Source organism: Limnohabitans radicicola (assembly GCF_014837235.1).
In the GTDB taxonomy this organism is placed as follows: Bacteria; Pseudomonadota; Gammaproteobacteria; order Burkholderiales; family Burkholderiaceae_C; genus Limnohabitans_A; species Limnohabitans_A radicicola.
The window spans coordinates 1,142,958-1,169,659 of sequence record NZ_JACYFT010000001.1 but is presented as its reverse complement, the minus strand read 5'-3'; the positions used below and the strand labels follow the sequence as shown (position 1 = coordinate 1,169,659).

The following is a 26,702-nucleotide window of genomic DNA, read 5'->3' as shown; positions in this document are numbered from 1 at the left end:
GGCCATGACACACCCTCTGCCTGAACGTTTGGCGCAACTCACCTACGCATCGCTGGCGCCCGAAGTCCGGCCCCTGGCCGATGACATCCTCAAGGTGTCGAGTGCGGCGCTGGGCGGCCCTTACAACGCCTTGTTGCGCAGTCCCGAGATGGCGCGGCGCTGTTTTGATTTTCTGGACTACCTGCGTTTTCGCACTTCGGTCAACAAGCGGCTCAACGAATTCGCCATCCTGATCCAGGCGCGCATCTCGAACGCCCAGTACGAGTGGTGGGCGCACGAAATCATTGCCCGCAAGGCGGGGTTGTCCGATGCCGTGATGGACGATCTGCGTGCCTGCCGCCGCCCGACCAGCATGCAGGCCGATGAGGCCCTGGTGTACGACTACTGTGTGCAACTCTCGCTCAACCACCGCGTGCCCGATGCGCTGTGGCAAAAAGCGGTGGACGCCATGGGTGAGCAGGCGGTGGTGGACCTGACGGTGCTGTCGGGCACCTATGTGATGGTGTCCATGCTGCTCAATGCCACCCAGGTCGGTATTCCGAATGGCGGCGCTTTGCCGCTCGAAGTGCTGCACCCGATCGACATCCGAGAGCGCCTGCTCCAATGAACCGAAAGCCTTTCATGAAAACCCCGATCACCCACCTTCTTGCCTTTGTCGCTTGTGCCTTGTCTTTTCAGGTGGCTGCGCAGGATTTCCCAAGCAAGCCCATCACCATGGTCATGCCCTATGCCCCAGGCGGGCCGGGCGACACCATCACGCGGGTGTTTGCCGGGGCCATGCAAAAGGTGCTGGGTCAGCAAATTGTGGTGGACAACACCGCGGGTGCTTCGGGCTCGATCGGTACGGCCAAAGTGGCGCGTGCCAAGCCCGATGGCTACACACTGCTCATGATCCATGTGAGCCACGCGACAAACATGGTGATGTACAAAAACTTGCCCTACCACCCAGTGGACGATTTCGAGCCAATTGGCCGTGCCACCAGTGGTCCGATGCTGATCGCGGCGCCAACGAGTTCCCGTCGAAAGACCTGAACGAGTTTGTGGCCTATGTGAAAGCCAACGCCCCCAAAATCAGCCTGGCCCACGCGGGTGTGGGCTCGGCCTCGCACCTGTGCGCGCTCATGATGATGAGCACGCTGGGCGTGAAGTTCAACGAGATCCCCTACAAGGGCACAGGTCCGGCGCTCAACGACCTGATGGGCGGACAGGTGGACCTGCTGTGCGACCAGACCTCGGGCACGGTGCCGTCCATCAAGGCGGGCAAGATCAAGGCCTATGCCGCAGCAGGCAAGACGCGTTTGCCTTCGCTGCCCCAGATGCCGGCGATGTCCGAAGCCGGTGTGCAGGGCTTTGACATCAACATCTCGTTTGGCCTTTACGCCCCCAAGGGCACCCCCAAACCGGTGCTCGACAAACTCACGGCGGCGCTGCAAGCCTCGGTGGGTGACCCCGAGGTGCGCCAGCGTCTGGAGAGCATGGGCATCTCGGCCGTGAGTGTCGATCTGGCCCGACCTGATGCTTTGCGGGCCCACCTCAAACATGAAATCGACACCTTGGGGAGCTTGCTGACCAAAGCAGGTGTCAAGCCAGAGTGAGCGCCTGGCTCCCGCTTCTGATCACGCTGGTGATCCAGGCCATGGTGTCCATGGCCTTGCTGACCTTGCCCGTCATGGCCCCAGTGGTGGCGGAGGCACTCCAGGTCTCGCCCGCCTTGGTTGGGATGTACGTTTCGATCACCTACGCGGGGGCCATGACCGCCAGCTTGCTGGGCGGCGCCACCGTGCGGCGCCTGGGCGCCATCCGTGTGAGCCAGTGGGGCTTGCTGCTGTGCGCAATTGGCCTCTTGCTGTGCATGGTGCCCTGGCTGCCTGCGATGGTGCTGGGGGCGGTGTGCATTGGCCTGGGTTACGGGCCGATCACGCCCGCCAGCTCGCACCTGCTGGCGCGCACCACGCCCAAAGACCAGATGTCGCTGGTGTTCTCGATCAAGCAAACCGGCGTGCCCGTGGGCAGCATGTTGGCGGGGGCCGTGGTGCCCAGCTTGCTGCTGCTGGTGGGTTGGCAGCTGAGCATGACGGCGGTCGCGGCGGTTTGCGTGGTCTGCGCTCTGGTGTCGCAGCCCCTGCGCCGTGAACTCGACGAAGACCGCGATGCAGGCCACCGCGTGCATCTGGGCAGCCTGATCCAGCCGATCCGTTTGGTACTGGCGCACAAGGCACTCACCACCATGGCCGCTTGCTCGTTCATGTTTTCGATGGTGCAGATGTCACTGACCACCTATCTGGTGACCTACTTGCATGACGATTTGCGTTTTGGCCTGGTGCTGGCCGGGCTGCTGCTGTCGGTGACCCAGATGGGCGGCATCGGTGGCCGCATTCTGTGGGGTTTTGTGGCCGACCGCTGGCTGGGTGCACGGCGCATGCTTTTTGTGCTGGCGGGCTTGATGGTGGGCGGTGCGCTGTCCACCGCCCTGCTGTCGGACGACGCGCCACGGCTTTGGATGATCCTCGTGTTGGTGGTCTTCGGTGCCTCGGCCATTGGCTGGAACGGCGTGTACCTGGCCGAAGTGGCCCGCCGTGCGCCCGAAGGCATGGCGAGCCTGGCCACAGGCGGCACGCTGGCGTTCACGTTTTTGGGCGTGGTGCTCGGCCCGCCCGTGTTCGGTTTGCTCTCGACCGTGTTTGGCACTTACCGTGCGGGCTTTCTGGCCCTCATGGGGGTGGCCACTTGCAGTGCGCTGGTGTTGTGGTGGAGTCAGAGGCGTCAGACAGCCACGGCTTGAGCCGGCGGCCTGCTGAGCGTGGTTCACGGATTTCCCCTACCATCGTCAACAATTTTTTCACGAAGGCCTCACCTTGTTCCGTTCCCTCCAACACCCTGGCGTGGTCGCCATCACGCTCGCCGCAGCGGGCATCTTGATGATCACCAATGGCATCCGTCTGGCCAATGGCCTGTTTCTGGGGCCGATCAATACCTCCACCGGTTTGGGCATTGCCAGCCTGAGTTTGGCCATGGCGATTGGCCAATTCTTCTGGGGCGCGGTGCAGCCGGTGACGGGCGCATTGTCGGACCGCTTTGGGCCCCGTCCGGTGCTGTTGGGTGGCGTGGTGCTGATGGCCGTGGCCACCGCGATCACGCCTCTGATGAACAGCACCTGGGGCCTGGCCTTGACACTGGGCGTGCTGTCGGCGGCGGGTTCGGGCGCGGCGAGTTTTTCTGTCTTGATCGGTGCGGCGGCCCAGCGCATGCCGGCCGAATCGCGTGGCACCGCCTCGGGGGTGATCAATGCAGGCGGGTCATTTGGCCAGTTTGTGTTTGCACCCATTGCCCAAAAACTGATCCAGTCCCTGGGCTGGATGGGGGCCATGTGGTCGATGGCGCTCATCACCCTGGCCGCTTTGCCGCTGGTGGGCAAGCTCACCGCCAACACCCAGGCACCCCAAGCCAGCGCCACGCCCGACGGTGGCATGCGCCAGGCGCTCAAGGATGCGTTCCGTGACCCCAGCTACGGCTTGCTGCACCTGGGCTTTTTCACCTGTGGTTTTCACATCGCATTTTTGGTCACCCACTTGCCCGGTGAGGTGGACCTGTGTGGCCTGCCGCCTTCGGTGGCGAGCTGGTCGCTGGCCATCATTGGTCTGACCAACATCGCGGGCAGTCTGTACGCTGGTGCATCGGTCACCAAATACCGCAGCAAGTACGTGCTGGCCGTGATGTACGGCTCGCGCGCTGTACTGGTGGCCGCTTACCTGCTGCTGCCCAAGACCGAGTGGACGTTCTACGCCTTTGCGGCGGGCCTCGGGTTCACCTGGCTGGCCACGGTGCCGCCCACGGCGACGCTGGTGGGCAAGTTGTTTGGCACGCGCTACCTGGCCACGTTGTTTGGCATGACGCTGCTGTCGCACCAGATCGGCGGCTTTTTGGGCGCATGGCTGGGCGGTTTGGCGATCACCCGCATGGGCGACTATTCGTGGATGTGGTACGCCGACATGGCGCTGGCGCTGGGCGCGGCGCTGGTGAACCTGCCGATCCGTGAAGCGGCCATGCCCAAACCTGCTGTGGCCTGACGCTTCAGCGCACGCGCTGCTGCAGCGCCTCGAACGACAGCAGCTCCCCCGCCAGCGCACTGGCCATCACCGTGGGCGGGCTGGCCAGCCAGACCTGGCCCGGCCCCGAGCGACCCGGAAAATTGCGGTTGATGGCGCTCACCGTCACCTGCGTCGCATCGGTGGACGAGCCCGGCCCACAGTTGGCGCAGGCCCCACACGAGGGCTGCAAAATCCGCACCCCCATGGCCGCGAAAGTCCTGTCGTAGCCTTTGTCAATGCAGTAGTCCCGCACGGCGGTGGTGCCGTACTGCAAAAACACCTGCATGCCCTCGGGCACCTTCAAGCCGTGTTGCAGGCCCCAGGCCAGCACCGCGTGGTAGTGGTCAAAATCTTCGCGTTTGCCTGCGGTGCATGAGCCGCCGTAGGCGATGTCGATGCGCACCCGCTCTTTCAGCTCCGACAGCGCCAGGCCCTGGCCCGGATCGCCGGGCCGTGCCACCATGGGCTGCAGCTGGCTCAGGTCCACCGCGATCTGGTGCGCAAAGCGGGCGTCTGCGTCGCTGTGCATCCAGTCCTCGATCTGAAAATCCACGCCCCGGCGTTCCTTCAGGAAGCGCATGGTTTCCTGGTCTGGTGCCACGATCCCGGTCAGGCCCCCCAGCTCGGCGCACATGTTGGTGAGTGTGGCGCGTTCGTCGATCGACAGATGGGCGATGCCCTCGCCCGCAAACTCGAACACCTTGCCCACGCCCTGGCCCTCGCGGATGTAGGGCAGGGCCAGCAGGTGCAGCATCAGATCCTTGGCGGTCACGCCTGCAGGCAGGCGGCCTTGCATTGACACCCGCACACTGTCGGGCCAGCGCAGGCGCACTGCACCGGTCACGAAAGCGTTGGCCATGTCGCTGGTGCCCACACCAAAAGCCACGCAGCCCAAAGCGCCGCTGTGCGGTGTGTGCGAATCGGTGCCCACGACCACCTGGCCCGGCAGTGCGTAGTGCTCGGCCACCATGGCGTGCGAGATGCCGGCCACATTGCTGCCGTCGTCCTGCAGCACTTCGGCATCGGTCAGCGTGCGGTGCATGCGCAGACCGTGACGCCTGGCGAAGTCCCGCTGCGCCTGGCTCATGGCGTGCATGGGGGCGATCAGGCCGCCGCGCACATGCGCCGGGCTTTCGTCGACGTAGGAGGTGTGGTCTTCAAACACCACGATCTGTTCGGGGCGTTGCAGGGTGAAGTTTTCGCCCAGCGCGCGCTTCATGAGCGTGTCGGCCATGCCGGTGTAGTACTCGTGGATGAAGCGCCAGTCGGCCTGCACAAACAGGCCGTCACCCGTTTGCGGGGCGGCAGGTGTGAATGCGGTGGGCAGCAGGTGGCGCGAAAGGATTTTCTCGAACAGGGTTTGGGGTGAGTTGACTTGCGGGTGTGGCGCCCCCGCATGGACAGCAGCGAGGTGCTGCTGCCCCCAGCGCAGCAGGCCACCGGCGCGCAGCACCGCTGCCGCCAGGGGGTCGCGGTCGGCCACCAGGTCATCCACGCTCAAGGTCTCGCCCCGTGCGATGCGGTCCAGCAGGCCGAAATCGGTCGAGGTGAACAGACCGATGTTGTCCGCGTTTTGGCGGTAGATGCGCTCAAAGCTTTCGGCGATCACCAACCGCACGCCGGCCAGCTTTTCAGCGGTGGGGCTGTGTTCACGCGATGAGCCTTTGCCGTAGCGGCGGCCCGCCACCAGCACCGCAAATCTGGCTTCGCGCAAGCTTCGCCACCCGATGGGGTTCACGCCTGCGCAGCGCAGCCCGGTGTGGGCAAAGTCACCCAGCGTGTCGTCGTGATGGCTGAGGATGTGAACGGGCGTGATCTCGTCGGTCGAGACATCGTGGCGCAGAGGCCCGGCCTGTTCGCGTGTCATCGCCTCACCGGCCAGTTGACTTTGGATCAGGGTCGGGTCCTGACTGAGATACAGGATCTTCCAGTCGGTGGTGTTCATGGGCTTGCGGGTGTGTGGGCGGCCGACAGGGCATCGAGCAGCTTCAAGGCCGCGGGGGTGAGGACTTCTTCCCCCCGGTGACAAAGCACAAAGCGGCGCCGGGACCAGGGTTCTTGCAGCGGCAGTACGGCCAGCCCGTAAGCCTCGGCATACAGGCCGGTCACTTCGCGTGGCACCAGGGCAATGGCCAGTCCGGCACGCACCACGCGCAGCGCAGCTTCAAAATTGGTGACGATCACGCGGTGCTGCAGGCGCTTGCCCAACAGGCCCGCTTCGCGTTGCAGCATGACTTCGACGGCCGAGTTGATCGGCATGATCACGTGTTCAAAATCCAGGGTGTCTTCGAAGCGCAGTTCCTTGAGCGCGCACAGCGGGTGGCCATGGGGCACCGCCACACACAGGTGGTCGTGGCGGTAGGTGCGGGTGTGCAGCAGGCCGGTTTCGGCCGCGTCCCAGCAGATGCCGATGGACGCCACGCCGTCGCGGATGCCCCGCACCACCTCAGGGCTGATGCGTTCTTCAAGGTCGATCTGGATGTTCTGGTGTTCGGCTTGTTTCAGGAACTCGGCGATCTCGTCGGCCAGCGATTCGGCCATGACCGAGGCGGTGGCCAGCACATTGACCCGGCCCTGGATGCCTGCCGCGTGGCTGGCCATGTCGCGCTCGATGCGGCTGGCGCTCAGCAGCATGCTGCGGGCGTGCTCCAGCAGGGTTTCGCCAGCGGCGGTCGGGACCACGCCGTGCTTGCGCCGGGTCAGCAGGCTCGCGCCCACGGTGGCTTCCAACTGGGCCAGCCGTTTGCTCACGGCCGAAGCGACCATGTTGGCCTTTTCGGCGGCACGGCTCATGTTGCCCGTGTCGCAGACGGTCACGAACAGGCGCAGCGAGGTCAGGTCGAGGTCACGCATCAAGTTATTCCTTTTTGGAACAAATAGGCTTCCAAAATTGAATTGTATGATCGATTGGAAACCTTAAACTCGCTGCACACTCTCCCAAAGACATTGAACATGAACGCATTTCACTGGCCCCAGCGCGTGACGGTCCGCGAAGTCGGTCTGCGTGATGGGCTGCAAAGCATCGCCCGCACATTGCCCACAGCGCACAAGTTGCAGTGGATTCAGGGTGCCTACGATGCCGGTCTGCGCGAGATCGAGGTCGGCTCTTTTGTGCCGCCCAAACTGCTGCCGCAGCTGGCCGACACGGCCGAGCTGGTGGCCTTTGCCAAAACCCTGCCGGGGCTGGTGGTGTCGGTGCTGGTGCCCAACCTCAAAGGGGCCGAGCGCGCCATGGACAGCGGGGCCGACTGGATGCTGCTGCCCCTGTCGGCCAGCCACGCGCACAGCCTGGCCAATCTGCGTAAGACGCCCGACGAGGTGCTGGTCGAGATCGCCGCCATGGTGGAAGCGCGCCGCGCACGCGGCTCGAACATCCGCATCGAAGTGGGCATGAGCACCGCGCTGGGTTGCACCATCCAAGGGCGGGTGGAGGTCGATGAAGTGCTGCGTCTATTGAAGGCCGTGCTGGCGCTGGGGGTGGACCGCGTGGGCCTGGCCGACACCGTGGGCTATGCCGACCCGCGCCAGGTGGGTGAGCTGTTTGCCCAGGCCCGCGAAGTGGCGGGTGACAGGCTGGCCTGCGGGCACTTTCACGACACACGCGGTTTGGGCATGGCCAACGTCATGGCCGCGCTGCAAACCGGCGAGACCCGTTTTGATGCGTGCCTGGCCGGCATCGGTGGCTGTCCGCACGCCCCGGGGGCCAGCGGCAATGTGGCCACCGAAGACTTGGCCTATTTGTTTGCCAGCATGGGCATCACCACCGGCATCGATTTCGGTAAGCTCATGGCTTTGCGCGCCCAGGTGGCGCAGTGGCTCGCAGGCGAATGCCTGCACGGTTCGATCGCGCAGGCAGGCTTGCCCAAGACCCTGCGTACCTCAGAAGTGATGGCATGAACAATTTGGACAAGAAACTCCCGCTCGAAGGCCTGCGCGTTGTCGAGTTCACTCACATGGTCATGGGCCCGACCTGCGGCATGGTGCTGGCCGACATGGGGGCCGAAGTCATCAAGGTCGAACCCATCGAGGGCGACCGCACACGGCATTTGTTGGGCTCGGGTGCGGGCTTTTTCCCGATGTTCAATCGCAACAAGAAGAGCATCCTGATCAACCTGCAGTCTCCAGAAGGCGCCGAGATGGCGCGGCGCTTGTGCGCCACGGCCGATGTGGTGGCCGAAAACTTCAAGCCCGGCTCCATGGTCAAGTACGGTCTGGACTACGCCAGCTTGTCGGCAACCAACCCCAAGCTGATTTACGCCAGCCTCAAGGGCTTTTTGCCCGGGCCCTATGACCACCGCACGGCGCTCGATGAGGTGGTGCAGATGATGGGGGGCCTGGCCTATATGACGGGGCGCCCCGGCGACCCGCTGCGCGCAGGCACCAGCGTGAACGACATCATGGGCGGCATGTTCGGCGCGATCGGCGTGCTGGGCGCGCTGATCCAGCGTGGCATCACCGGGCGCGGACAAGAGATCCAGTCGGCCCTGTTCGAGAACAATGTGTTTTTGGTCGGCCAGCACATGCTGCAATACGCCATCACCGGCAAAGCGGCCGAACCCATGCCCAACCGCATCTCGGCCTGGGCGGTGTATGACGTGTTCACAGTCAAGAATGGGGAGCAAATTTTCCTGGCGGCAGTCAGCGATGCGCAGTGGGCCACCTTCTGCGATGTGCTGGGCTTTGCTGACCTCAAGGCCGATCCGCGCTATGGCGACAACAATGCCCGCGTGTCGCAGCGCGATGTGATGATGCCCGAGCTGCGCCGCCGTCTGGAGGTTTTCACGGCCGCCGAGTTGACGGCGATTTTTGAAAAAGCCGGCTTGCCTTTTGCGCCCATCGTCAAACCCGAAGAACTGTTCGACGACCCGCATCTGAACGCCACGGGCGGCCTGGCCGAAGTGCGCCTGACCGATGGCCCCAAAGCCGGCCAGACCGCGCGCGCAGCGTTGTTTCCTTTCACCATGGATGGGCAACGACTGGGGGTGCGCCACCAGCCACCCAAGCAAGGCGAAAATACCGACGAGCTGTTGCAGGGCCTGGGCCTGAACGCGGCAGAGATCGAACGCTTGCGTGCCGCCAAGGCGGTGGCCTGATGGGCTGACGAAGCCCCTGTATCCCATCCACCAGAGAGAGACCAACATGAAGCCACACATCACACGCCGCACCGCCCTGACCGCGCTGGCTTGCGCTGCATCGGTCGCGCCGGGCCTGTCGCTTGCGCAAAGCGAGCGGCCTGTCAAATTCATCTTGCCCAATGCCACGGGCTCGGGCGTGGACGCGATCACCCGCGCTGCCGCCCCTGCACTGGGCAAGGCGCTGGGCACCACCGTGGTGGTGGAGAACCAAGCAGGTGCCGGTGGTGTGGTGGGCCTGCAGGCCCTGACCAAGAACCCCCCCGATGGCTACACGCTGTCGGTGGTGTCCAACAACGTGGTGATCTTCCCCAGCGTGCTCAAGTCACTGCCGTTTGACATGCCCGGTGACTTCACGCCGATTGCCATCGTGGGCAGCACACCCATGGTGTTGGTGGTCAACCCGCAAAAAGTGAGCGCGACCAACGGCCGCGAATTCATTGCCCAGCTCAAGGCCAAGCCTGACAGCTACAACTTCGGTTCGGGTGGCAACGGCACCATCCTGCATCTGGCCGCCGAGATGTTCCTGGACGAGGCCAAGGTCACGGCCCGCCACATCCCTTACAAAGGCGTGGGACCGATGGTGACCGACCTGCTGGGCGGTCAGATCGACTTCGCCGTGGTGGCCACACCCAGCGTGCAGCAGCACATCAAGTCCGGCGCACTGCGCGCCATTGGCATGTGCGGCGACAAGCGCACAACGGCCTTGCCCGATGTGCCCACGTTCGTGGAGCAGGGCTTGCCCGGTTACGTCATGGAGGCCTGGTTTGCGGTCGTGGGGCCGAAGGGCATGACCCCGGCGGCGGTCAAGAAGGTGCACGACGCCGTGGTGGCCGCCTTCAACGATGCGGGTGTGCGCGAGACCATGGCCAAGCAGGGCAACACCATCAATGTGAGCAGCACCGAACAGGCGCAAAAAGGCTTTCGCACCGAGTTGGCCAAATACGCCGCGCTGGTGAAAAAGGCAGGCATCACGCCCGAGTGATGCGGCGGGGGCGCTTGCCAAGCTGGCGGGCAACCCTGACAATCGCGCCATGTCCATCCAGGTCCTGATCGTCGGCATCCACCTCGCGCGCAGCACGCGGGGCAAGCCTTGCGCGCCACCAGCAGCCTGACCGGGCACTGCCCGGTTTTTCTTCTTCCCTTTTTGTTTGTTTGCGCGCACCCTGTGGGGGTGCGGCGCATGCCATTGCATGGAGAAAAGACATGGCTGATCTGTTTGACAACCCGATGGGTTTGTGCGGTTTTGAGTTTGTGGAGTTTGCTTCGCCTGTCGCAGGCGTGCTGGAGCCCCTGTTTGAAAAAATGGGGTTTTCATTGGTGGCCAAACACCGCTCCAAGGACGTGGTGCTGTACCGTCAGGGCGACATCAACTTCATCGTCAACCGCGAGCCCAAAAGCTTGGCCGGTTACTTTGCCGCCGAGCATGGCCCTTGCGCCTGCGCGCTGGCGTTCCGTGTGAAGGATTCGCACAAGGCCTACGAACGCGCACTGGACATGGGTGCGCAACCGGTGGAGATCCCCACCGGCCCGATGGAGCTGCGCTTGCCCGCCATCAAGGGCATTGGCGGTGCACCGCTGTACCTGATCGACCGCTTTGAAGACGGCAAGAGCATTTATGACATCGACTTTGAATTCATCGAGGGCGTGGACCGCCACCCCCCCGGCCATGGTTTCAAGACCATCGACCACCTCACGCACAACGTCTACAAGGGCCGGATGGCCTTCTGGAGTAGTTTTTACGAGAAGATTTTCAACTTCCGCGAAATCCGTTATTTCGACATCAAGGGCGAGTACACCGGTCTGACCAGCCGTGCCATGACCGCGCCCGATGGGTTGATCCGCATCCCGCTCAACGAAGAGTCGGGCAAGACCGGCGGGCAGATCGAAGAGTTCCTGATGCAGTTCAACGGCGAAGGCATCCAGCACATTGCCCTGCTGACGGACGACATCCTGAAAAGCGTGGACGCCTTGCAGATGGCTGGCATCCCGCTCATGACTGCGCCCAACGACATCTATTACGAGATGCTCGAAGAGCGCCTCAAAGGCCACGGCGAGCCCGTGCCCGAGTTGCAGGCGCGCGGCATCTTGATGGACGGCTCCACCGCCAACGGCGAAAAGCGTTTGCTGCTGCAGATCTTCAGCCAGACCCTGCTGGGCCCGGTGTTCTTCGAGTTCATCCAGCGCAAGGCCGACGAGGGCTTTGGCGAAGGCAACTTCAAGGCGCTGTTTGAAAGCCTGGAGCGCGACCAGATCCGGCGTGGGGCGATCACGGTGGACGCGTCCTGAAAGTCTGCGCGCTCTTGGTGGGCGCGACGCCCTCGCCGCGAGGGCGTTGTCCTCACAAAGCACCGCGACGATGTGCACGTCAGCGCGCCAGATTCTCCAGCGCATCCATCACGATGCCGGTGCCGACGGCGATCAGCAAAATGTCGGTGGCGACCCGCACGTACCTGTAGCCCGAGGGTGGTGGGCCGAGGTGGATTTCCAGCGGGCGAGGCAAGTCATAAAACACCACTTCCCGGGACAGGGGGTGCCCGATTCGCCACTTTTTGGCCTGCCCCGGAGGCATGCCCCCTTTGCTGACCAGGCCCGGAGGCACAAAGCCCCGGTGCTCAGGCATGTCGAAGTAGTCGCGTGCCCGTTCGTGGTGGTCCGGCGTGAAGTAAGAGCCTCTGCCGGGTGCCCAGTGGTGCGCGTCTGGTGCGCTGGTGCGTGTGTCACGGTCTTCGCGTTCGCCGCAACGTGGGTGTTGCATGGGGGCATGCCCTTGCGGGCGCATGGCACGCGACTTCTCTTGTTGCTCAGGCGGTGTGCCGAAGTGGTCTCGCGGTGCGGCCTGCACGCTGGACACCAGAAGAATCAGAGACAAGGCCTTCGCCAGCGGTGAAAACGTGAACATGACAGGCTCCTTGTGCGGTGAATGCATGCGGTCAAAGATCCGCGCAAGGCCAGCGTAATGGCGGGTGCCGGGCCTGTCTGTGGGCTGACCCGCACAAGGGGGTTCAGTCTTGGCAGACCTTCAGCACCTGCGCGCCGTAGGCTTCGAGTTTTTTGACGCCCAGACCGCTGATGCCTTGCAGGTCGGCAAGGGTTTGCGGCGCGGCTTCGGCGATGGCGGCCAGTGTGGCGTCGTGGAAGATCACATACGCGGGCAGGTTGTGCTCTTTGGCCACTTCGGCGCGCCATGCTTTGAGGTTGATGTAGCGCACCATCGCATCCTGCCCCAGGTTGGCCGCCGCCGGGCTGGGCGCGCTGCGCGAGCGGCTGCGTTTGTCGGCGCGCTGGCTGGTGCTTTCTCGCAGTTGCACCGCCACCTCGCCGCGCAGCACAGCGCGTGAGCCTTCGGTCAGGTGCAGGGTGCTGAAACCGTCTTCGGTGTGCACGTGCAGTGCGCCAATGGCGATCAGCTGGCGCATCACGGCGCGCAATTGCTGTTCGCTGTAGTCCGCGCCCACACCAAAGGTGCTCAGCGTTTCATGGCCGCGCTGCACCACCTTGTCGGTCTTCTTGCCCCGCACGATGTCCATGGTGTGGCCTGCGCCAAAGTTGTGGCCGCTGCTCTGGTGGCAGCGGTACACGGTCGACAGCAGCTTGCGCGCCGCGTCGGTGCCGTCCCACACCTCGGGCGGATTCAGGCAGTTGTCGCAGTTGCCGCAATACGGCATGTAAATGCCTTGTGTGCTGTCCTGCTGGCCTGCGTAGGTCTCGCCAAAGTAGCTGAGCAAGCGCACGCGGCGGCAGTCGGTCGCTTCGGCCAGACCCAGCAGCGCGTCGAGTTTGCCGCGCATGACCTGCTTGAACTCTTCGCCCGCCGGGCTCTCGTCGATCATGCGGCGCTGGTTGACCACGTCCTGCAGGCCATAGGCCATCCAGGCGTCCGACGCCAGGCCATCGCGCCCGGCGCGGCCCGTCTCCTGGTAGTAGCCTTCGATGTTCTTGGGCATGTCCAGGTGCGCCACAAAACGCACATCGGGTTTGTCGATGCCCATGCCGAACGCGATGGTGGCGACCATCACCACACCCTCTTCGCGCAGGAATTCGTTCTGGTGGCGCTGACGCACCGCTGCGTCCAGGCCCGCGTGGTAGGGCAGCGCACGCACTCCGGCTTCAACCAGCATGGCGGCGATTTCTTCGACCCGCTTGCGCGACTGGCAATAGACCACGCCCGCTTCTTCGGGGTGCTCGCGCTCGATGAAGCGCAGCAGCTGCGTGCTGGCGTCTTTTTTCTCGACGATGGTGTAGCGGATGTTGGGCCTGTCAAAGCTGCTGATGAACAGCTGTGCGCTTTCCAGTTGCAGCCGCTCGACGATGTCAGCACGCGTCAGCGCATCGGCCGTGGCCGTGAGCGCCACACGCGGCACGCTGGGGTAGCGTTCGTGCAGCACCGCCAAGCCCCGGTACTCGGGGCGGAAGTCGTGGCCCCACTGGCTCACGCAATGCGCTTCGTCGATGGCAAACAGGCTCAACAGCCCGCGCTCGAGCAGCGAATCCATCTGCGCCAGAAAGCGGGCGTTGGTCACGCGTTCGGGCGCGGCGTACAGCAGGGTGATTTCGCCGCGCAGCAGGCGGCGTTCAATGTCGCTGGCTTCGTCGCTGGTGAGGGTCGAGTTGAGGAAAGCCGCGTTCACGCCCGCTTCGTGCAGCGCACCCACCTGGTCATGCATCAGCGCGATCAGGGGCGAGACCACCACCGTGATGCCGTGGCCCGCCCGCTGGCGCGCAATCGCCGGGATCTGGTAGCACAGCGATTTGCCGCCGCCAGTGGGCATGAGCACCAGTGCATCACCGCCCGCAGCCACATGGTCGATGATGGCTTGCTGCGGACCGCGAAAGGCGTCGTAGCCAAAAACTTCGCGCAGGATGGGCAGGTGGGGGGACAAAAAGGGACTCTGTGACGGCAAAACAGCCGATATTGTGCGCTACCGATTACCATTGCCGCCCATGCACACCTCCGCCCTTGTCTTGTTCTCCGGTGGTCAGGACTCCACCACCTGCCTGGCCCATGCCTTGGCCCGCTACGAGCGGGTCGAAACCCTGGCGTTTGATTACGGCCAACGCCACAAGGTGGAGCTGGACGCCCGCCTGAACGTGCTGGCTGCGGTCCAGAGCCGCTTCCCGGCTTGGGCCGACAAAATGGGCGAGGATCACCTGCTGGATGCCGGCATCCTGGGCCAAATCAGCGAAACGTCTTTGACCCGTGACACCGCGATCGCGATGGAAAGTTCGGGCCTGCCCAACACCTTTGTGCCGGGCCGCAATCTGTTGTTCCTCACGTTGGCGGCTGCGCTGGCCTACCGCCGGGGCTTGCAGGTCATCGTCACGGGGGTGTGCGAGACCGACTTTTCAGGTTACCCCGACTGCCGCGACGACACCATGAAGGCCATGCAGGTCGCCTTGTCGCTGGGCATGGACCGCAAGCTGCTCATCGAGACACCGCTCATGTGGATCGACAAGGCCCAGACCTGGCAACTGGCTTATGACTTGGGCCAGCGCGCCGATGCCTCGGGTGGCGGTCAGGCGCTGGTGGATCTGGTTGTTGAGCACAGCCACACCTGCTACCTGGGTGAGCGCACGCAGCGCCACGCCTGGGGTTATGGCTGCGGCCAGTGCCCGGCTTGCCAGCTCAGGGCCGCGGGCTTTGAGCGTTACCAAAAAGCCTGAAAAAGACCTGAAGCCCGGACTTTTACAATAGGGGCCATGAAAGCCCCTGTTTACACCCGCGCCCAAGCGCTGCCCGAGATCCTGAAAACCCGCATCGCCATCCTCGACGGCGCCATGGGCACCATGATCCAGCGCTTCAAGCTGACCGAGGCCGACTACCGGGGCGAGCGCTTCAAGGACTTCCCCAAGGACGTCAAGGGCAACAACGAGTTGCTGAGCCTCACGCGCCCCGACGTGATTCGCGACATCCACGAAGGCTACCTGGCCGCCGGGGCGGACATGATTGAGACCAACACCTTTGGCGCGACAACAATAGCCCAGGCCGACTACGACATGCAGCACTTGGTGCGCGAGATGAACCTGCAGTCCGCAAAATTGGCCCGCGCTGCCTGCGACAAGTTCTCCACGCCCGACAAGCCCCGTTTTGTGGTCGGCGCCTTGGGCCCCACGCCCAAAACCGCCAGCATCAGCCCCGATGTGAACGACGCCGGTGCCCGCAACGTGACCTTTGAAGAACTGCGCGCCGCCTATTACGAGCAGGTCGAAGCCCTGGTCGAAGGTGGCTCCGATGTGCTGCTGGTCGAAACGATTTTTGACACCCTCAACGCCAAGGCCGCGCTGTTTGCCATTGAAGAATTTTTTGAAGCCAGCGGCCAGCGCCTGCCCCTCATCATCAGCGGCACCGTGACCGACGCTTCGGGCCGCATCCTGAGCGGCCAGACCGTCACGGCGTTCTGGCACAGCGTTCGCCACGCGCAGCCCTTGGCCATTGGCCTGAACTGTGCCCTGGGTGCCACGCTGATGCGCCCCTACATCCAGGAGCTCAACAAGGTCGCGGGTGACACCTTCATCAGCTGCTACCCCAACGCCGGCCTGCCCAACCCCATGAGCGACACCGGCTTTGACGAAACCCCGGAAGTCACCAGCCGCCTGCTGCACGAGTTTGCCGCCGAAGGCCTGGTCAACATCGTGGGCGGCTGCTGCGGCACCACGCCCGACCACATCGGCGCCATCAGCAAAGCGGTGGGCCCTCTGGCGCCGCGCAACGTGCACGGCGGCTTTTTCTACAAAGAAGCGGCCTGACCCAAGCCCGCGCGCTCGGTTGGCGCTGCGGGTCTTCCCCTGGGCAAAGGTGACTGCCAGGCGGGCGCGGGGCTTGCACAATGGAGACCGTGTTCTCTTGATCTGAAAGTCCGCCATGCCCATTCAGTTCCGCCGTTCCTGGACCGACCCCGATCTGGACCAGTACCGCGACACCGTGGTCCGGTTCCTCGAAGAAGAAATGCAGCCCGAGGACGAGGCCGCCCGCAAGCGCGGCCACGTTGGCCATGAGATGTGGCGCAAAGCCGGGGCCCTTGGCCTTTTGTGCACCGATATCCCTGAATCGTGGGGCGGCGGCGGTGGAGACTTCCGTCACGAAGCCGTGCTCTATGAAGAAATGGCCCGCCGCAGCCTGACAGGCATGAACTCGTCGGTGCACTCCATCGTGGCGCATTACTTCTTGAACCACGGCACCGAAGAACAAAAACGCCGCTACCTGCCGCGCATGGCCACGGGCGAGTTGGTGGGGGCGATTGCCATGACCGAGCCCGGCACCGGCTCAGACCTGCAGGGCATCCGCACCCGCGCCGAGCGCACCGACAGCGGTTATCTGATCAATGGCTCCAAGACCTTCATCAGCAATGGCTTTCTGGCCGGGGTGGTGCTGGTGGTGGTCAAGACCGATCCGGGCCTGGGCGCCAAGGGCACGTCCATCCTGATCGTCGAGACCGAAAACTGTCCCGGCTATCGCGTGGGCCGGGTGCTCGACAAGATTGGCCTCAAGGCCCAGGACACCTCCGAGCTGTTTTTTGACGATGTGCGCGTGGGCGCGGAGCAGCTCTTGGGTGGCAAGGAGGGGCAGGGCTTCTTCCAACTCATGGCCGACCTGCCCTACGAGCGGCTCATCATCGGCCTCACGGCTTTGGCGGCGATGGAAGGGGCGTACCAGATCACGCTCGACTACGTGCGCGAACGCCAGGCCTTTGGCCAGACGGTGGCCGACTTCCAGAACACCAAGTTCAAGCTGGCCGAAGTGGCCACAGAAATCCAGGTGGGCCGTGCCTTCATCGACCGCTGCGTCGAAGACCTGGTGGCGGGCAAGCTGGACACCGCCACCGCGTCCATGGCCAAGCTCTGGGGCTCGGAAGCGCAAGGCCGCGTGATTGACACCTGCCTGCAGCTCTTTGGTGGCTACGGCTACATGAACGAGTACCTGATCGGCCGCATGTACACCGACGCCCGCATCCAGCGCATCTATGGCGGCACCAGCGAAATCATGAAAGAGGTGATTTCGCGGGCGATGTGAGCCTTGCCTGCCAGCACTCAAAGTGTTTGGGAGGCGCTCCCCCGATGGGCGGCAGCAAGCTATTTGGCATAGCGTTTGCTTGTGCCTCCGCATGTGTACAGACCTCCACAAGCTTCAACCCCCGGGCCTGGGCGTGGCCGACGCCTGGCGTGACCCGCTGGGTCTCATGCTCGCTTCGACCGGCGAAGGGGTTTTTGGCGTAGACCTGGAAGGTCTGTGCGTCTTCATCAACCCGGCAGGGGCCCGGATGATCGGTTTTGAGCCGCAACAGGTGCTGGGGCAGAACATGCACATCCTGACCCACCATTCGCATGCGGGCGGGGCACATTACCCGATGGACGACTGCCCCATCTACAACGCTTTCCGCCAAGGCAACTCGTGCCGCATCGACACGGAAGTGTTCTGGCGGCAGGACGGCAGCAGCTTTCCCGTGGAGTATTCGAGCTACCCGGTTTTTGACAACGGTGTCGTGCGTGGAGCAGTGGTCACCTTTGTCGACATCACCGAGCGCAAGCGCGCACAAGAGGCTTTGCACCAGGCGAAAAACGACCTGGAGCTGCGCGTGACCGAACGCACCCATGCGCTTGAAACCGCTTTGCAGCAACTGCGCGAACTGGCGGCCTGGTCCGATGCGGTGCGCGAAGAAGAGCGCACCCGCATCGCGCGTGAGGTGCACGACGAGCTGGGCAGCTTGCTGGTTGCTCTCAAGATGGATGTGGGCTGGCTGGACAAGCGCCTGTCCGAGCAGGAGCAGCGGGTGGCCGAAGAAGCCCAAGCCATGCGCGAGAAGATGCGGGGCAAGTGTCAGAACATGAGCCGCCTGATTGAGAACGCGGTCGTCAATGTGGGCCGCATCATCACCGATCTGCGCCCCAGCATCCTGGACCACCAGGGCCTCTGGGGCGCACTGGAGTGGCAAGCGCAAGAGTTTGTCCAATCGGCCGAGCAGCGGCTGCAGTGGCGCATGGAGGTCAATGAGCGCATTGAATTGCCCGAGCCCATGGCCATGGCGGTGTTCCGCATCTTTCAGGAAATGCTCAGCAACGTGGGTCGGCACGCCCGGGCGCGCACGGTTGACATCGACATCGCCCTGCGCGAGGGCTGGCTCCATCTGTCTGTGGAGGACGACGGCTGCGGTGCCTTACCGCAAGCGTTTGAGTCGCCTCAGGCGTACGGCATCATGGGCATGCGTGAGCGGGCACGCCACTTTGGGGGCCTGATCGAGGTCGACAGTCAGCCGGGACGGGGCACCTGCATGCGCTTGTCCATGCCCTTGCCGCAGGTGCAGCCATGATGACGACCACTCGGGGGGCACTGCGCGTGTTGCTGGGCGATGACCACAAGATCGTGCGCGAGGGCCTCAAGATGGTGTTGGCTGATGACCCGCAGGTTCAGGTGGTGGCCGAAGCCGACACCGGTCCTGCCGTACTCGATGAAGTCCAAAAGCTGCAAGGTCCCCTGGGCATCGACGTGGTGCTTTTGGACATCGCCTTGCCTGGCATGGACGGTCTGGACGTGTTGCAGGTTTTGCGTAAGAGCTGGCCTGAACTGCCTGTGCTCATGCTCAGCACTTACCCCGAAAAACAATACGCGGTGCGCTGCATCAAGTTGGGCGCTTCGGGTTACCTGAACAAAAGCACCGACCCCGATGAACTTCTGGCGGCTTTGCACCGTGTCGCTGCCGGGGGCATGCATGTCACGCCCGCCACTGCCGAGGCCTTGGCCAGCCTGGTCAGCCTGGGACGCACCAAAACCGGGATCGAGTTGCTCTCGCACCGCGAGCACCAGGTCTACCTTTTGTTGACCCAGGGCCGCACAGTGAGCGAAATTGGTGCGCAGCTCAATCTGGCACCCAACACGGTGAGCACTTACCGTGCACGCATCCTCGAAAAGACCGGGACCAAGAACGATGTGGAGCTGGCCTTGTATGCGCAAAGCCATGGCCATGGTCCCGGAGCCCCCAGGAACTGAGGCACTTGTGGTGCCTGGCGTGCGGGAGATGTAGGGGCAGCCCTACACCGCATCGACAACGGCATCGCGATTTTGCGCAAGTCAACCGGTTGGCCACGGGGGTGGCATTTTCTGGCCCGCAGCTTGCAAGGTGACAGGCATCTTTCATCCACGAGGTTGCCATGTCTGAATTCTTTGATCCGTACAACGCCGACCGCCCCCTGATGCTCAAATGCAGCTGCGGCCGCGACCATTCGCCCGCAGACCACCATGCCGAGGTGGTGGCCGATGCGGCAGCGGCCCAATTGCGTGCGCGTTCCGAAACGGCCGAGTTTGAGGCCTACAGCCAGGAATTCATCGAGGCCACGCTGGTCAAGTCCTTGTTCCCGCACGACCACGAGCGCCGCATGTTCTTGCGCGCCGTGGGCAAGAAGACGGCCATGGCGGCCATCGCCAGCGTGCTGCCCGTGGCCAGCTTGCAGGCCATGGCGCAGGAAAAAGGTCCGCTCGAAAAAACCAGCCTCAAGATCGGCTTCATCCCGATCACCTGCGCTACGCCGCTGATCATGGCCCACCCCCTGGGCTTTTACAGCAAGCAGGGATTGGATGTTGAAGTCACCAAGACCGCCGGTTGGGCCTTGATCCGCGACAAGATGATCAACAAGGAATACGACGCCACGCATTTCTTGTCGCCCATGCCACTGGCCATCAGCATGGGGCTGGGCTCCAACGCCACGCCCATGAACGTGGCCACCATTCAAAACGTCAACGGTCAGGCGATCACGCTGGCTGTCAAACACAAGAACAACCGCGATCCGAAAAACTGGAAGGGCTTCAAGTTCGCCGTGCCCTTTGACTACTCGATGCACAACTTCCTGCTGCGGTACTACCTGGCAGAAAACGGCATCAACCCCGACACCGATGTGCAGATCCGCGTGGTGCCACCGCCAGAGATGGTGGCCAACCTGCGCTCGGGCAACATCGACGGCTTCCTCGGCCCCGATCCGTTCAACCAGCGAGCGGTGTTCGACGAAGTTGGCTTCATCCACATGCTGACCAAGGATCTGTGGAGTGGCCATCCTTGCTGTGCCTTTGGCACCAGCACCGAGTTCATCCAGAAGAACCCCAACACCTTTGCGGCGCTCTACCGCGCGGTGCTCACGGCGGCGGCCATGGCGCGCCAGCCAGGCAACCGCGAGCTGATCGCCAAGGTCATCGCGCCTGCGCAGTACCTCAACCAACCCGAGGCGGTGCTCAGTCAGGTGCTGACGGGCAAGTTTGCCGACGGCCTGGGCAAGGTGCAAAACGTGCCTGACCGCGCCGACTTTGACCCCATGCCCTGGCAGAGCATGGCGGTGTGGATGCTCACGCAGATGAAGCGTTGGGGTTACATCAAGGGCAACGTGGACTACAAACAGATCGCTGAAAAAGTCTTCCTGATCACCGATGCGCGCAAGCACATGAAGGCGTTGGGCCAGGACTTTGCCGCCACCACGCCTTACCCCAAGCACAAGATCATGGGCAAGGAGTTTGATCCGGCCAAACCCGAGGAATACCTCAAGAGCTTTGCGCTCCACAAGATGGGTTGAGCTGCCATGAAAACCACGCACCTGAATTTGCGCGCGGCCATGGTCTCGCTGCTCATGTTCCTGGTCTTTCTGGGGGCCTGGCAGCTGTCGGCCACGGCGCCCTCGGTAGGCGCCGCCGCCAAGGCGGGCATGAGCGCCGAAGAGATCGAGTACCAGAAGATGATGGGTAAGGACCCGGGCGCCGTCAAAAGCACCGGATTTCCGCCGCCCATCGAAGTGGGCAAGGCCATGATCGGGCATCTGGCCGACCCCTTCTATGACAAAGGCCCCAACGACAAAGGCATCGGCATCCAGCTGGCGCATTCGCTGGGCCGTGTGGGCCTGGGCTTTTTCCTGGCCGTGCTGGTGGCGCTGCCTGTGGGTTTCATGATCGGCATGTCGCCCCTCATGCGCAAGGCGTTTGACCCGTTCATTCAGGTGCTCAAACCCATCAGCCCGCTGGCGTGGATGCCACTGGCGCTGTACACGCTGAAAGACTCAGAAGTCAGCGGCATCTTCGTCATCTTCATCTGTTCGGTCTGGCCCATGCTGATCAACACCGCCTTTGGCGTGGCGGCGGTCAAGCGCGATTGGCTAAATGTGGCCAGCACACTGGAAGTGCAGCCGTTGCGCAAAGCCTTCTTGGTCATCTTGCCTGCCGCAGCGCCCACCATCGTGACGGGCATGCGCATCAGCATGGGCATCGCCTGGTTGGTGATCGTGGCCGCCGAGATGTTGGTGGGTGGCACGGGCGTGGGCTACTTCGTGTGGAACGAGTGGAACAACCTCTCGCTGGTCAACGTGATCTTTGCAGTGCTGGTGATCGGTGTGGTCGGCATGTTGCTGGACCTGGCCTTTGCCCAGGTGCAAAAGGCGGTGACCTATGTGGAGTGACGCCAGCGACCGCGAGCTGATCGCACCTTTGCCCACAGAGACTTTTGCACCTCAACCCAAGGCCAAAGCCATGAACGCTTTCCTCAAAATCGAAAAACTGGGCAAGGCCTACCAAAGCGACAAGCCGGTGTTTTCGGACGTGTCCTTCAACATCGACAAGGGCGAGTTCGTCTGCATCATCGGCCACTCTGGCTGTGGCAAGACCACCATCTTGAACGTGTTGGCGGGCCTGGACACGGCCAGTGAGGGCCACGCCTTCATGGACGGGCGTGAGATTGCAGGCCCCAGCCTGGAGCGCGGTGTGGTGTTCCAAAGCCACGCACTCATGCCCTGGCTCACGGTGCGGCAAAACATCGCGTTCGCCGTCAAGTCCAAATGGCCTGAATGGAAAACGCCCCAGGTCAATGTGCATGTGGAAAAGCACGTCGGTATGGTGGGACTGTTGCACGCCATCGACAAGAAACCCAGCCAACTCTCGGGCGGCATGAAGCAGCGCGTGGGCATTGCCCGGGCCTTTGCCATTCAGCCCAAGATGCTGCTGCTTGACGAGCCCTTTGGCGCGCTGGACGCATTGACACGCGGCACGATCCAGGACGAGCTGATGGGCATCGTACGCCAGACGCAGCAGACGGTCTTCATGATCACGCATGACGTGGACGAAGCCATTTTGCTGTCTGACCGCATCCTGCTCATGAGCAATGGCAACGCATCGGGCGGCAGCTATGTGCCCGGTGGCTTGGCCGAGGTGGTGGTCAACCCGCTGCCGCGTGAGCGCACCCGCGCACAGCTGCACCACCTGCCGGGCTACTACGACATGCGCAACCACATCGTCGACTTTTTGGTGTCCCGCGCCAAAGCCCATTGATTTGTTTCACCCCGAATTTTCATCAACCCCCCTCAAGAGGTCTTTCATGAACCGTTTAGAAGTCACCGAAAAAATCATCTCCACCAAAGTGGCCAAAGGCATCAAGTGGAGCGATGTCGCCGACAAAGTCGGTTTGTCCAAGGAATGGGTCACTGCGGGCTGCCTGGGCCAAATGACCTTTGATGCCAAGCAGGCCAAGGTCATCGGCAAGATTTTTGGCCTGACGGCCGACGAGATCAAGTGGCTCCAGGTGGTGCCCTACAAAGGCTCGTTGCCCACCCCGGTGCCCACCGACCCGCTGATCTACCGCTGGTACGAAATCGTGAGCGTGTATGGCACCACCATCAAGGAGCTGATCCATGAAGAGTTTGGCGACGGCATCATGAGCGCCATCGACTTCAGCATGGACATCGTGCGCCAGCCCGACCCGAAAGGTGATCGGGTCAACGTGGTGCTGTCGGGCAAGTTCTTGCCCTACAAACAGTATTGACCACTCAGGCTTGCAGCAACCAGTCGCGCAAGTCTTGCACCTCGTGCGTGTCCAGGCCAATGGGGCCATGCAAGTAGTCTTGCATGCCGCCTTGTTGGTCCACCGCTTCAAATGCCGCATGCAAAAAAGCCGGTTGCACTTGCCAGAGTACTTTCATCACATGCGCAGGACCCTTGCCTTCGATGTGCGGGTCGCGGCGGTACAGCTGGTTGGTGAGCAGGTAGTCGTGCTCGATGGTGGCGCGGTCCACCCCCAACGCTGACAAGAGCAGGGCCGCAGCAAAACCTGTCCGGTCTTTGCCCGCGGTGCAATGGAACACTTGAGGTGTGGAATGCGCCAGCAAGTGCTTCAAAAACCGACCAAAGGTGTCGGCGTTGTGGTTGACGAAATCCCGGTAAGTGCCGCGCATCAGCTCCACCGTCTCTTCGGTGGTGGGCTCAATCCCTTGGGCCACGAGCGCTTGCATCTTGGCAATCACGCTGGGCTCGATGCTCAAGGCGACGCGTTGAACGCCCGCGATGTCATAAGGCGTGGCCGCACATTCCGCCACGCCCCGAAAATCCAGGCTGTGCGTGAGGCCCATGCCTTGAACTTGCAGCACATCATCGGCCGTCAGTCCCGCCAGGTGGTCTGAGCGAAACACCTGGCCGCGCTTGACACGGCGGCCGTCTTGGGTGATGTAGCCGCCCACATCGCGAAAGTTGGAGGCGCCTTGCAGCGGGGAGGTCATTGCAATGGGGGGCTTCATGGCCGGATGGGTTCGATGTCTAAGGACTGGATGGGGCCCATTTTGGCATCGAACGTGATGAAAAATGCTCCGGTTAAAATCTCAACCCTCCCAAGGAGCGTTGCAGCCCGCCACCGTCCAGGTGCCGCAGGTCAGGCTTGGGGCCTTCAATTCCTGATTGTTTTGCACAACGACGCTCACCTGTAGCCCCAAGGTGAGCCTGTGTCTGTTGTCGCGTCTGAAATCGTGTCTGTTCCCCCCATGAAGCTGTCCGGTCTGGAGCCTGTCTCCATCGGCACGGGGTCTCTGTTTGTCAACGTGGGCGAGCGCACCAACGTGACCGGTTCCAAAGCCTTTGCCCGCATGATTTTGAACGGCCAGTACGAAGAGGCTTTGGCCGTGGCGCGTCAGCAGGTCGAAAATGGTGCGCAGGTGATCGACGTCAACATGGACGAAGCCATGCTCGACAGCCAGGCGGCCATGGTGCGGTTTTTGAACCTGATGGCCGGTGAGCCCGACATCGCCCGCGTGCCGGTGATGGTGGATTCGAGCAAATGGACCGTGATCGAAGCTGGTCTGCGCTGCATCCAGGGCAAGGGCATCGTCAACTCGATCAGCATGAAAGAGGGTGTGGAAGAGTTCAAGCGCCAGGCCAAGCTGGTCAAGCGTTATGGCGCGGCCGCCGTGGTGATGGCGTTTGATGAAAAAGGCCAAGCAGACACTTACGAACGCAAGATCGAGATTTGCGAACGCGCTTACCGCGTGCTGGTCGATGAGGTGGACTTCCCGCCCGAAGACATCATCTTCGACCCGAACATTTTTGCGATCGCCACCGGCATTGAAGAGCACAACAATTATGCGGTGGATTTCATCGAAGCCACGCGCTGGATCAAGCAGAACTTGCCGGGTGCCAAGGTGTCGGGCGGTGTGTCCAACGTATCCTTCAGCTTCAGGGGCAATGACCCGGTGCGCGAAGCGATCCACACCGTGTTCCTGTACCACGCGATCAAAGCCGGCATGGACATGGGCATCGTGAACGCAGGCATGGTCGGCGTGTACGACGACCTGGAGCCCACGTTACGCGAGCGGGTCGAAGACGTGGTGCTGAATCGCCGCCCTGACGCGGGTGAGCGTTTGGTGGAGATTGCCGACAGCGCCAAAGGCGCGGCCAAAGACGAGAGCACCAAGCTCGCCTGGCGCGGTACGCCCGATGCGCCTGTGAGCGTGGCGCAGCGCCTCTCGCACGCGCTGGTGCACGGCATCACCGACTTCATCAACGAGGACACCGAAGCGGCTTATCAAGAGGTACTGGCGCAGGGCGGTCGCCCGCTGCATGTGATCGAAGGCCCGTTGATGGACGGTATGAACGTGGTCGGCGACCTGTTCGGCCAAGGCAAGATGTTCTTGCCGCAAGTCGTCAAGAGCGCCCGCGTAATGAAGCAAGCCGTGGCGCATTTGCTGCCCTACATCGAGGCCGAGAAATTGGCCCAAGAAGCGGCGGGCGAAGACGTGAAAGCCAAGGGCAAGATCGTGATCGCCACCGTCAAGGGCGATGTGCACGACATCGGAAAGAACATCGTCACGGTGGTCTTGCAGTGCAACAACTTTGAAGTGGTCAACATGGGCGTGATGGTGCCCTGCCACGAAATTTTGGCCAAGGCTAAGGAAGAAAACGCCGACATCATCGGTCTGTCGGGCTTGATCACGCCCAGCCTCGAAGAGATGCAGTACGTGGCGGCCGAGATGGAAAAAGACCCGTATTTCCGCGAACGCCAGATGCCGCTGCTGATTGGCGGCGCCACCTGCAGCCGCGTGCACACTGCTGTGAAGATCGCGCCTAACTACAGCGGCCCGGTGGTTTATGTGCCCGATGCCTCGCGCAGCGTGGGTGTGGCGCAGGGTTTGTTGTCCGAGCAAGCCGCCAAGTTCATCGCCGACTTGAACACCGACTACGACAAGGTGCGCGAGCAGCACGCCAACAAAAAGCAAACCCCCATGTGGACGCTGGCGCAGGCACGCGCCAACAAGACGCCGATCGACTGGACGCAAGGCGTGCCCTCTGCGCCCAAGTTCATTGGCCGCCGTGTGTTCAAGAACTACGACCTGGCCGAGATCGCGCAGTACATCGACTGGGGGCCGTTCTTCCAGACCTGGGACTTGGCCGGTCCATTCCCCGCGATCCTTGACGACGAGGTGGTGGGCGAGCAGGCGCGCAAGGTCTATGCCGACGGCCAAGCCATGCTGCAAAAAATCATCGACGGCCGCTGGGTCACGGCCAACGCGGTGCTGGGCCTCTACCCCGCCAACAGCGTGAATGACGACGACATCGCGCTCTACACCGACGCATCACGCCAGCAAGTCGCCATGACCTGGCGCGGCCTGCGTCAGCAGACCGAGAAACACATGATCGATGGTGTCATGCGCCCCAGCCGTTGCCTGGCCGACTTCGTCGCGCCGCATGGCACAGCACCCGACCACGTTGGTGTGTTCGCCGTCACCGCAGGCATCGGTGCCGACAAACGTGCCGCCGCTTTTGAGGCCGCACATGATGACTACAGCGCCATCATGCTCAAGTCACTGGCCGACCGCCTGGCCGAAGCGCTGGCCGAATGCCTGCATCAAAAAGTGCGCACCGACCTGTGGGGTTACGCCGCTGGTGAGGCGTTGAGCAACGAAGAGTTGATTGCCGAAAAATACCAAGGCATCCGCCCTGCACCCGGCTACCCCGCCTGCCCCGACCACAGCGCCAAAAAGGCCATGTTCGAGCTGCTGCAATGCCACGACATTGGCATGGGCCTGACCGAGAGCCTGGCCATGACGCCTGCGGCCAGTGTGAGTGGTTTTTACATCGCGCACCCCGAGGCTCAGTACTTCAACGTGGGCAAGGTCGGCGATGACCAGGTGCAAGACCTGGCGCAGCGCAGCGGTGTGGAAGTCAAAGACCTGCAGCGCTTGTTGGCTCCCAACCTGTAAACAC

The 26,702-nt window shown here is 62.8% G+C and carries 22 protein-coding genes, 1 pseudogene and 1 riboswitch; of the genes and pseudogenes, 18 read left to right on the top strand and 5 right to left on the bottom strand.

All coding sequences use genetic code 11. The features are described from left to right. Window positions 1-4 precede the first annotated feature (4 nt). The 4 genes and pseudogenes from IC609_RS05810 (at window position 5) to IC609_RS05795 (ending at window position 4,067) form a co-directional block, all read left to right on the top strand. Entirely contained in the window at window positions 5-607 is a 603-nt protein-coding gene (locus IC609_RS05810) for a carboxymuconolactone decarboxylase family protein (protein WP_225223999.1), read from the top strand. After that, window positions 604-1,595, top strand: a pseudogene (locus IC609_RS16250) (Bug family tripartite tricarboxylate transporter substrate binding protein). Before IC609_RS05810 ends, IC609_RS16250 begins: the two are co-directional and overlap by 4 nt. After that, window positions 1,592-2,782, top strand: a complete 1,191-nt coding sequence (locus tag IC609_RS05800; RefSeq protein ID WP_333473639.1) for an MFS transporter — start codon at window positions 1,592-1,594, stop codon at window positions 2,780-2,782. The pseudogene IC609_RS16250 and the gene IC609_RS05800 overlap by 4 nt, the downstream one beginning before the upstream one ends. Before the next feature lie 73 nt (window positions 2,783-2,855). Further along, window positions 2,856-4,067, top strand: coding sequence for an MFS transporter (locus IC609_RS05795; protein WP_191818468.1), 1,212 nt, complete (start codon window positions 2,856-2,858; stop codon window positions 4,065-4,067). Window positions 4,068-4,071: 4 nt separating this feature from the next. Here IC609_RS05795 and IC609_RS05790 read toward each other — a convergent pair whose 3' ends face one another. Continuing rightward, window positions 4,072-6,033, bottom strand: coding sequence for an aconitase family protein (locus tag IC609_RS05790; RefSeq protein ID WP_191818467.1), 1,962 nt, complete (start codon window positions 6,031-6,033; stop codon window positions 4,072-4,074). Further along, on the bottom strand, window positions 6,030-6,941 hold the full coding sequence (locus IC609_RS05785; RefSeq protein ID WP_191818466.1) for a LysR family transcriptional regulator: 912 nt from the start codon (window positions 6,939-6,941) through the stop codon (window positions 6,030-6,032). Before IC609_RS05785 ends, IC609_RS05790 begins: the two co-directional genes overlap by 4 nt. A gap of 99 nt (window positions 6,942-7,040) precedes the next feature. Between IC609_RS05785 and IC609_RS05780 the strand changes: the two genes are divergently transcribed. From IC609_RS05780 to hppD, 4 genes are all read left to right on the top strand, one after another. Next, entirely contained in the window at window positions 7,041-7,985 is a 945-nt protein-coding gene (locus IC609_RS05780; RefSeq protein ID WP_191818465.1) for a hydroxymethylglutaryl-CoA lyase, read from the top strand. Further along, window positions 7,982-9,181: a CaiB/BaiF CoA transferase family protein gene (locus IC609_RS05775; protein ID WP_191818464.1), complete on the top strand. Its 1,200-nt coding sequence runs from the start codon at window positions 7,982-7,984 to the stop codon at window positions 9,179-9,181. The genes IC609_RS05780 and IC609_RS05775 overlap by 4 nt, the downstream gene beginning before the upstream one ends. A gap of 46 nt (window positions 9,182-9,227) precedes the next feature. Further along, entirely contained in the window at window positions 9,228-10,205 is a 978-nt protein-coding gene (locus IC609_RS05770) for a Bug family tripartite tricarboxylate transporter substrate binding protein (RefSeq protein WP_191818463.1), read from the top strand. Window positions 10,206-10,426: 221 nt separating this feature from the next. Continuing rightward, window positions 10,427-11,509, top strand: a complete 1,083-nt coding sequence (gene hppD / locus IC609_RS05765; RefSeq protein WP_191818462.1) for a 4-hydroxyphenylpyruvate dioxygenase — start codon at window positions 10,427-10,429, stop codon at window positions 11,507-11,509. A 79-nt stretch (window positions 11,510-11,588) separates the two neighbouring features. Here the strand turns inward: hppD and IC609_RS05760 are convergent, their stop codons facing one another. Both IC609_RS05760 and recQ read right to left on the bottom strand, forming a co-directional pair. Further along, a complete protein-coding gene (locus tag IC609_RS05760; RefSeq protein ID WP_191818461.1) occupies window positions 11,589-12,122 on the bottom strand; it encodes an RcnB family protein in 534 nt (177 codons plus the stop codon). A gap of 103 nt (window positions 12,123-12,225) precedes the next feature. Then, entirely contained in the window at window positions 12,226-14,103 is a 1,878-nt protein-coding gene (recQ, locus tag IC609_RS05755) for a DNA helicase RecQ (RefSeq protein WP_191818460.1), read from the bottom strand. 61 nt (window positions 14,104-14,164) lie between these two features. Between recQ and queC the strand changes: the two genes are divergently transcribed. The 9 genes from queC (at window position 14,165) to cynS (ending at window position 22,998) form a co-directional block, all read left to right on the top strand. Continuing rightward, window positions 14,165-14,884, top strand: coding sequence for a 7-cyano-7-deazaguanine synthase QueC (gene queC, locus IC609_RS05750; RefSeq protein WP_191818459.1), 720 nt, complete (start codon window positions 14,165-14,167; stop codon window positions 14,882-14,884). Between the two features lie 36 nt (window positions 14,885-14,920). Then, window positions 14,921-15,967 carry a homocysteine S-methyltransferase family protein gene (locus IC609_RS05745; protein ID WP_191818458.1) on the top strand — a complete coding sequence of 349 codons (1,047 nt, stop codon included), beginning with the start codon at window positions 14,921-14,923 and terminating at the stop codon, window positions 15,965-15,967. 115 nt (window positions 15,968-16,082) lie between these two features. Beyond that, on the top strand, window positions 16,083-17,231 hold the full coding sequence (locus IC609_RS05740) for an acyl-CoA dehydrogenase family protein (RefSeq protein WP_191818457.1): 1,149 nt from the start codon (window positions 16,083-16,085) through the stop codon (window positions 17,229-17,231). Window positions 17,232-17,322: 91 nt separating this feature from the next. Further along, window positions 17,323-18,525, top strand: a complete 1,203-nt coding sequence (locus tag IC609_RS05735; protein ID WP_191818456.1) for a PAS domain-containing sensor histidine kinase — start codon at window positions 17,323-17,325, stop codon at window positions 18,523-18,525. Continuing rightward, window positions 18,522-19,202, top strand: coding sequence for a response regulator (locus tag IC609_RS05730; RefSeq protein ID WP_225223998.1), 681 nt, complete (start codon window positions 18,522-18,524; stop codon window positions 19,200-19,202). Before IC609_RS05735 ends, IC609_RS05730 begins: the two co-directional genes overlap by 4 nt. Window positions 19,203-19,363: 161 nt before the next feature. Beyond that, a complete protein-coding gene (locus tag IC609_RS05725) occupies window positions 19,364-20,770 on the top strand; it encodes a CmpA/NrtA family ABC transporter substrate-binding protein (RefSeq protein WP_191818455.1) in 1,407 nt (468 codons plus the stop codon). A gap of 6 nt (window positions 20,771-20,776) precedes the next feature. Then, a complete protein-coding gene (gene ntrB / locus IC609_RS05720; RefSeq protein ID WP_191818454.1) occupies window positions 20,777-21,643 on the top strand; it encodes a nitrate ABC transporter permease in 867 nt (288 codons plus the stop codon). After that, the gene (locus IC609_RS05715) at window positions 21,633-22,508 is read left to right on the top strand and encodes an ABC transporter ATP-binding protein (RefSeq protein ID WP_191818453.1); all 876 of its coding nucleotides are present in this window, start codon (window positions 21,633-21,635) and stop codon (window positions 22,506-22,508) included. The genes ntrB and IC609_RS05715 overlap by 11 nt, the downstream gene beginning before the upstream one ends. Window positions 22,509-22,554: 46 nt before the next feature. Further along, complete coding sequence (gene cynS, locus IC609_RS05710) at window positions 22,555-22,998, top strand: cyanase (RefSeq protein WP_191818452.1); 444 nt, start codon at window positions 22,555-22,557, stop codon at window positions 22,996-22,998. A 4-nt stretch (window positions 22,999-23,002) separates the two neighbouring features. Here cynS and IC609_RS05705 read toward each other — a convergent pair whose 3' ends face one another. Next, the gene (locus IC609_RS05705) at window positions 23,003-23,728 is read right to left on the bottom strand and encodes a tyrosine-protein phosphatase (RefSeq protein WP_225223997.1); all 726 of its coding nucleotides are present in this window, start codon (window positions 23,726-23,728) and stop codon (window positions 23,003-23,005) included. A 104-nt stretch (window positions 23,729-23,832) separates the two neighbouring features. Next, window positions 23,833-23,931, top strand: a riboswitch (S-adenosyl-L-homocysteine riboswitch). Window positions 23,932-23,986: 55 nt separating this feature from the next. On the opposite strand from IC609_RS05705, the gene metH reads away from it, so the two are divergent. Next, entirely contained in the window at window positions 23,987-26,698 is a 2,712-nt protein-coding gene (metH, locus tag IC609_RS05700) for a methionine synthase (RefSeq protein WP_191818450.1), read from the top strand. Window positions 26,699-26,702: the final 4 nt, after the last annotated feature.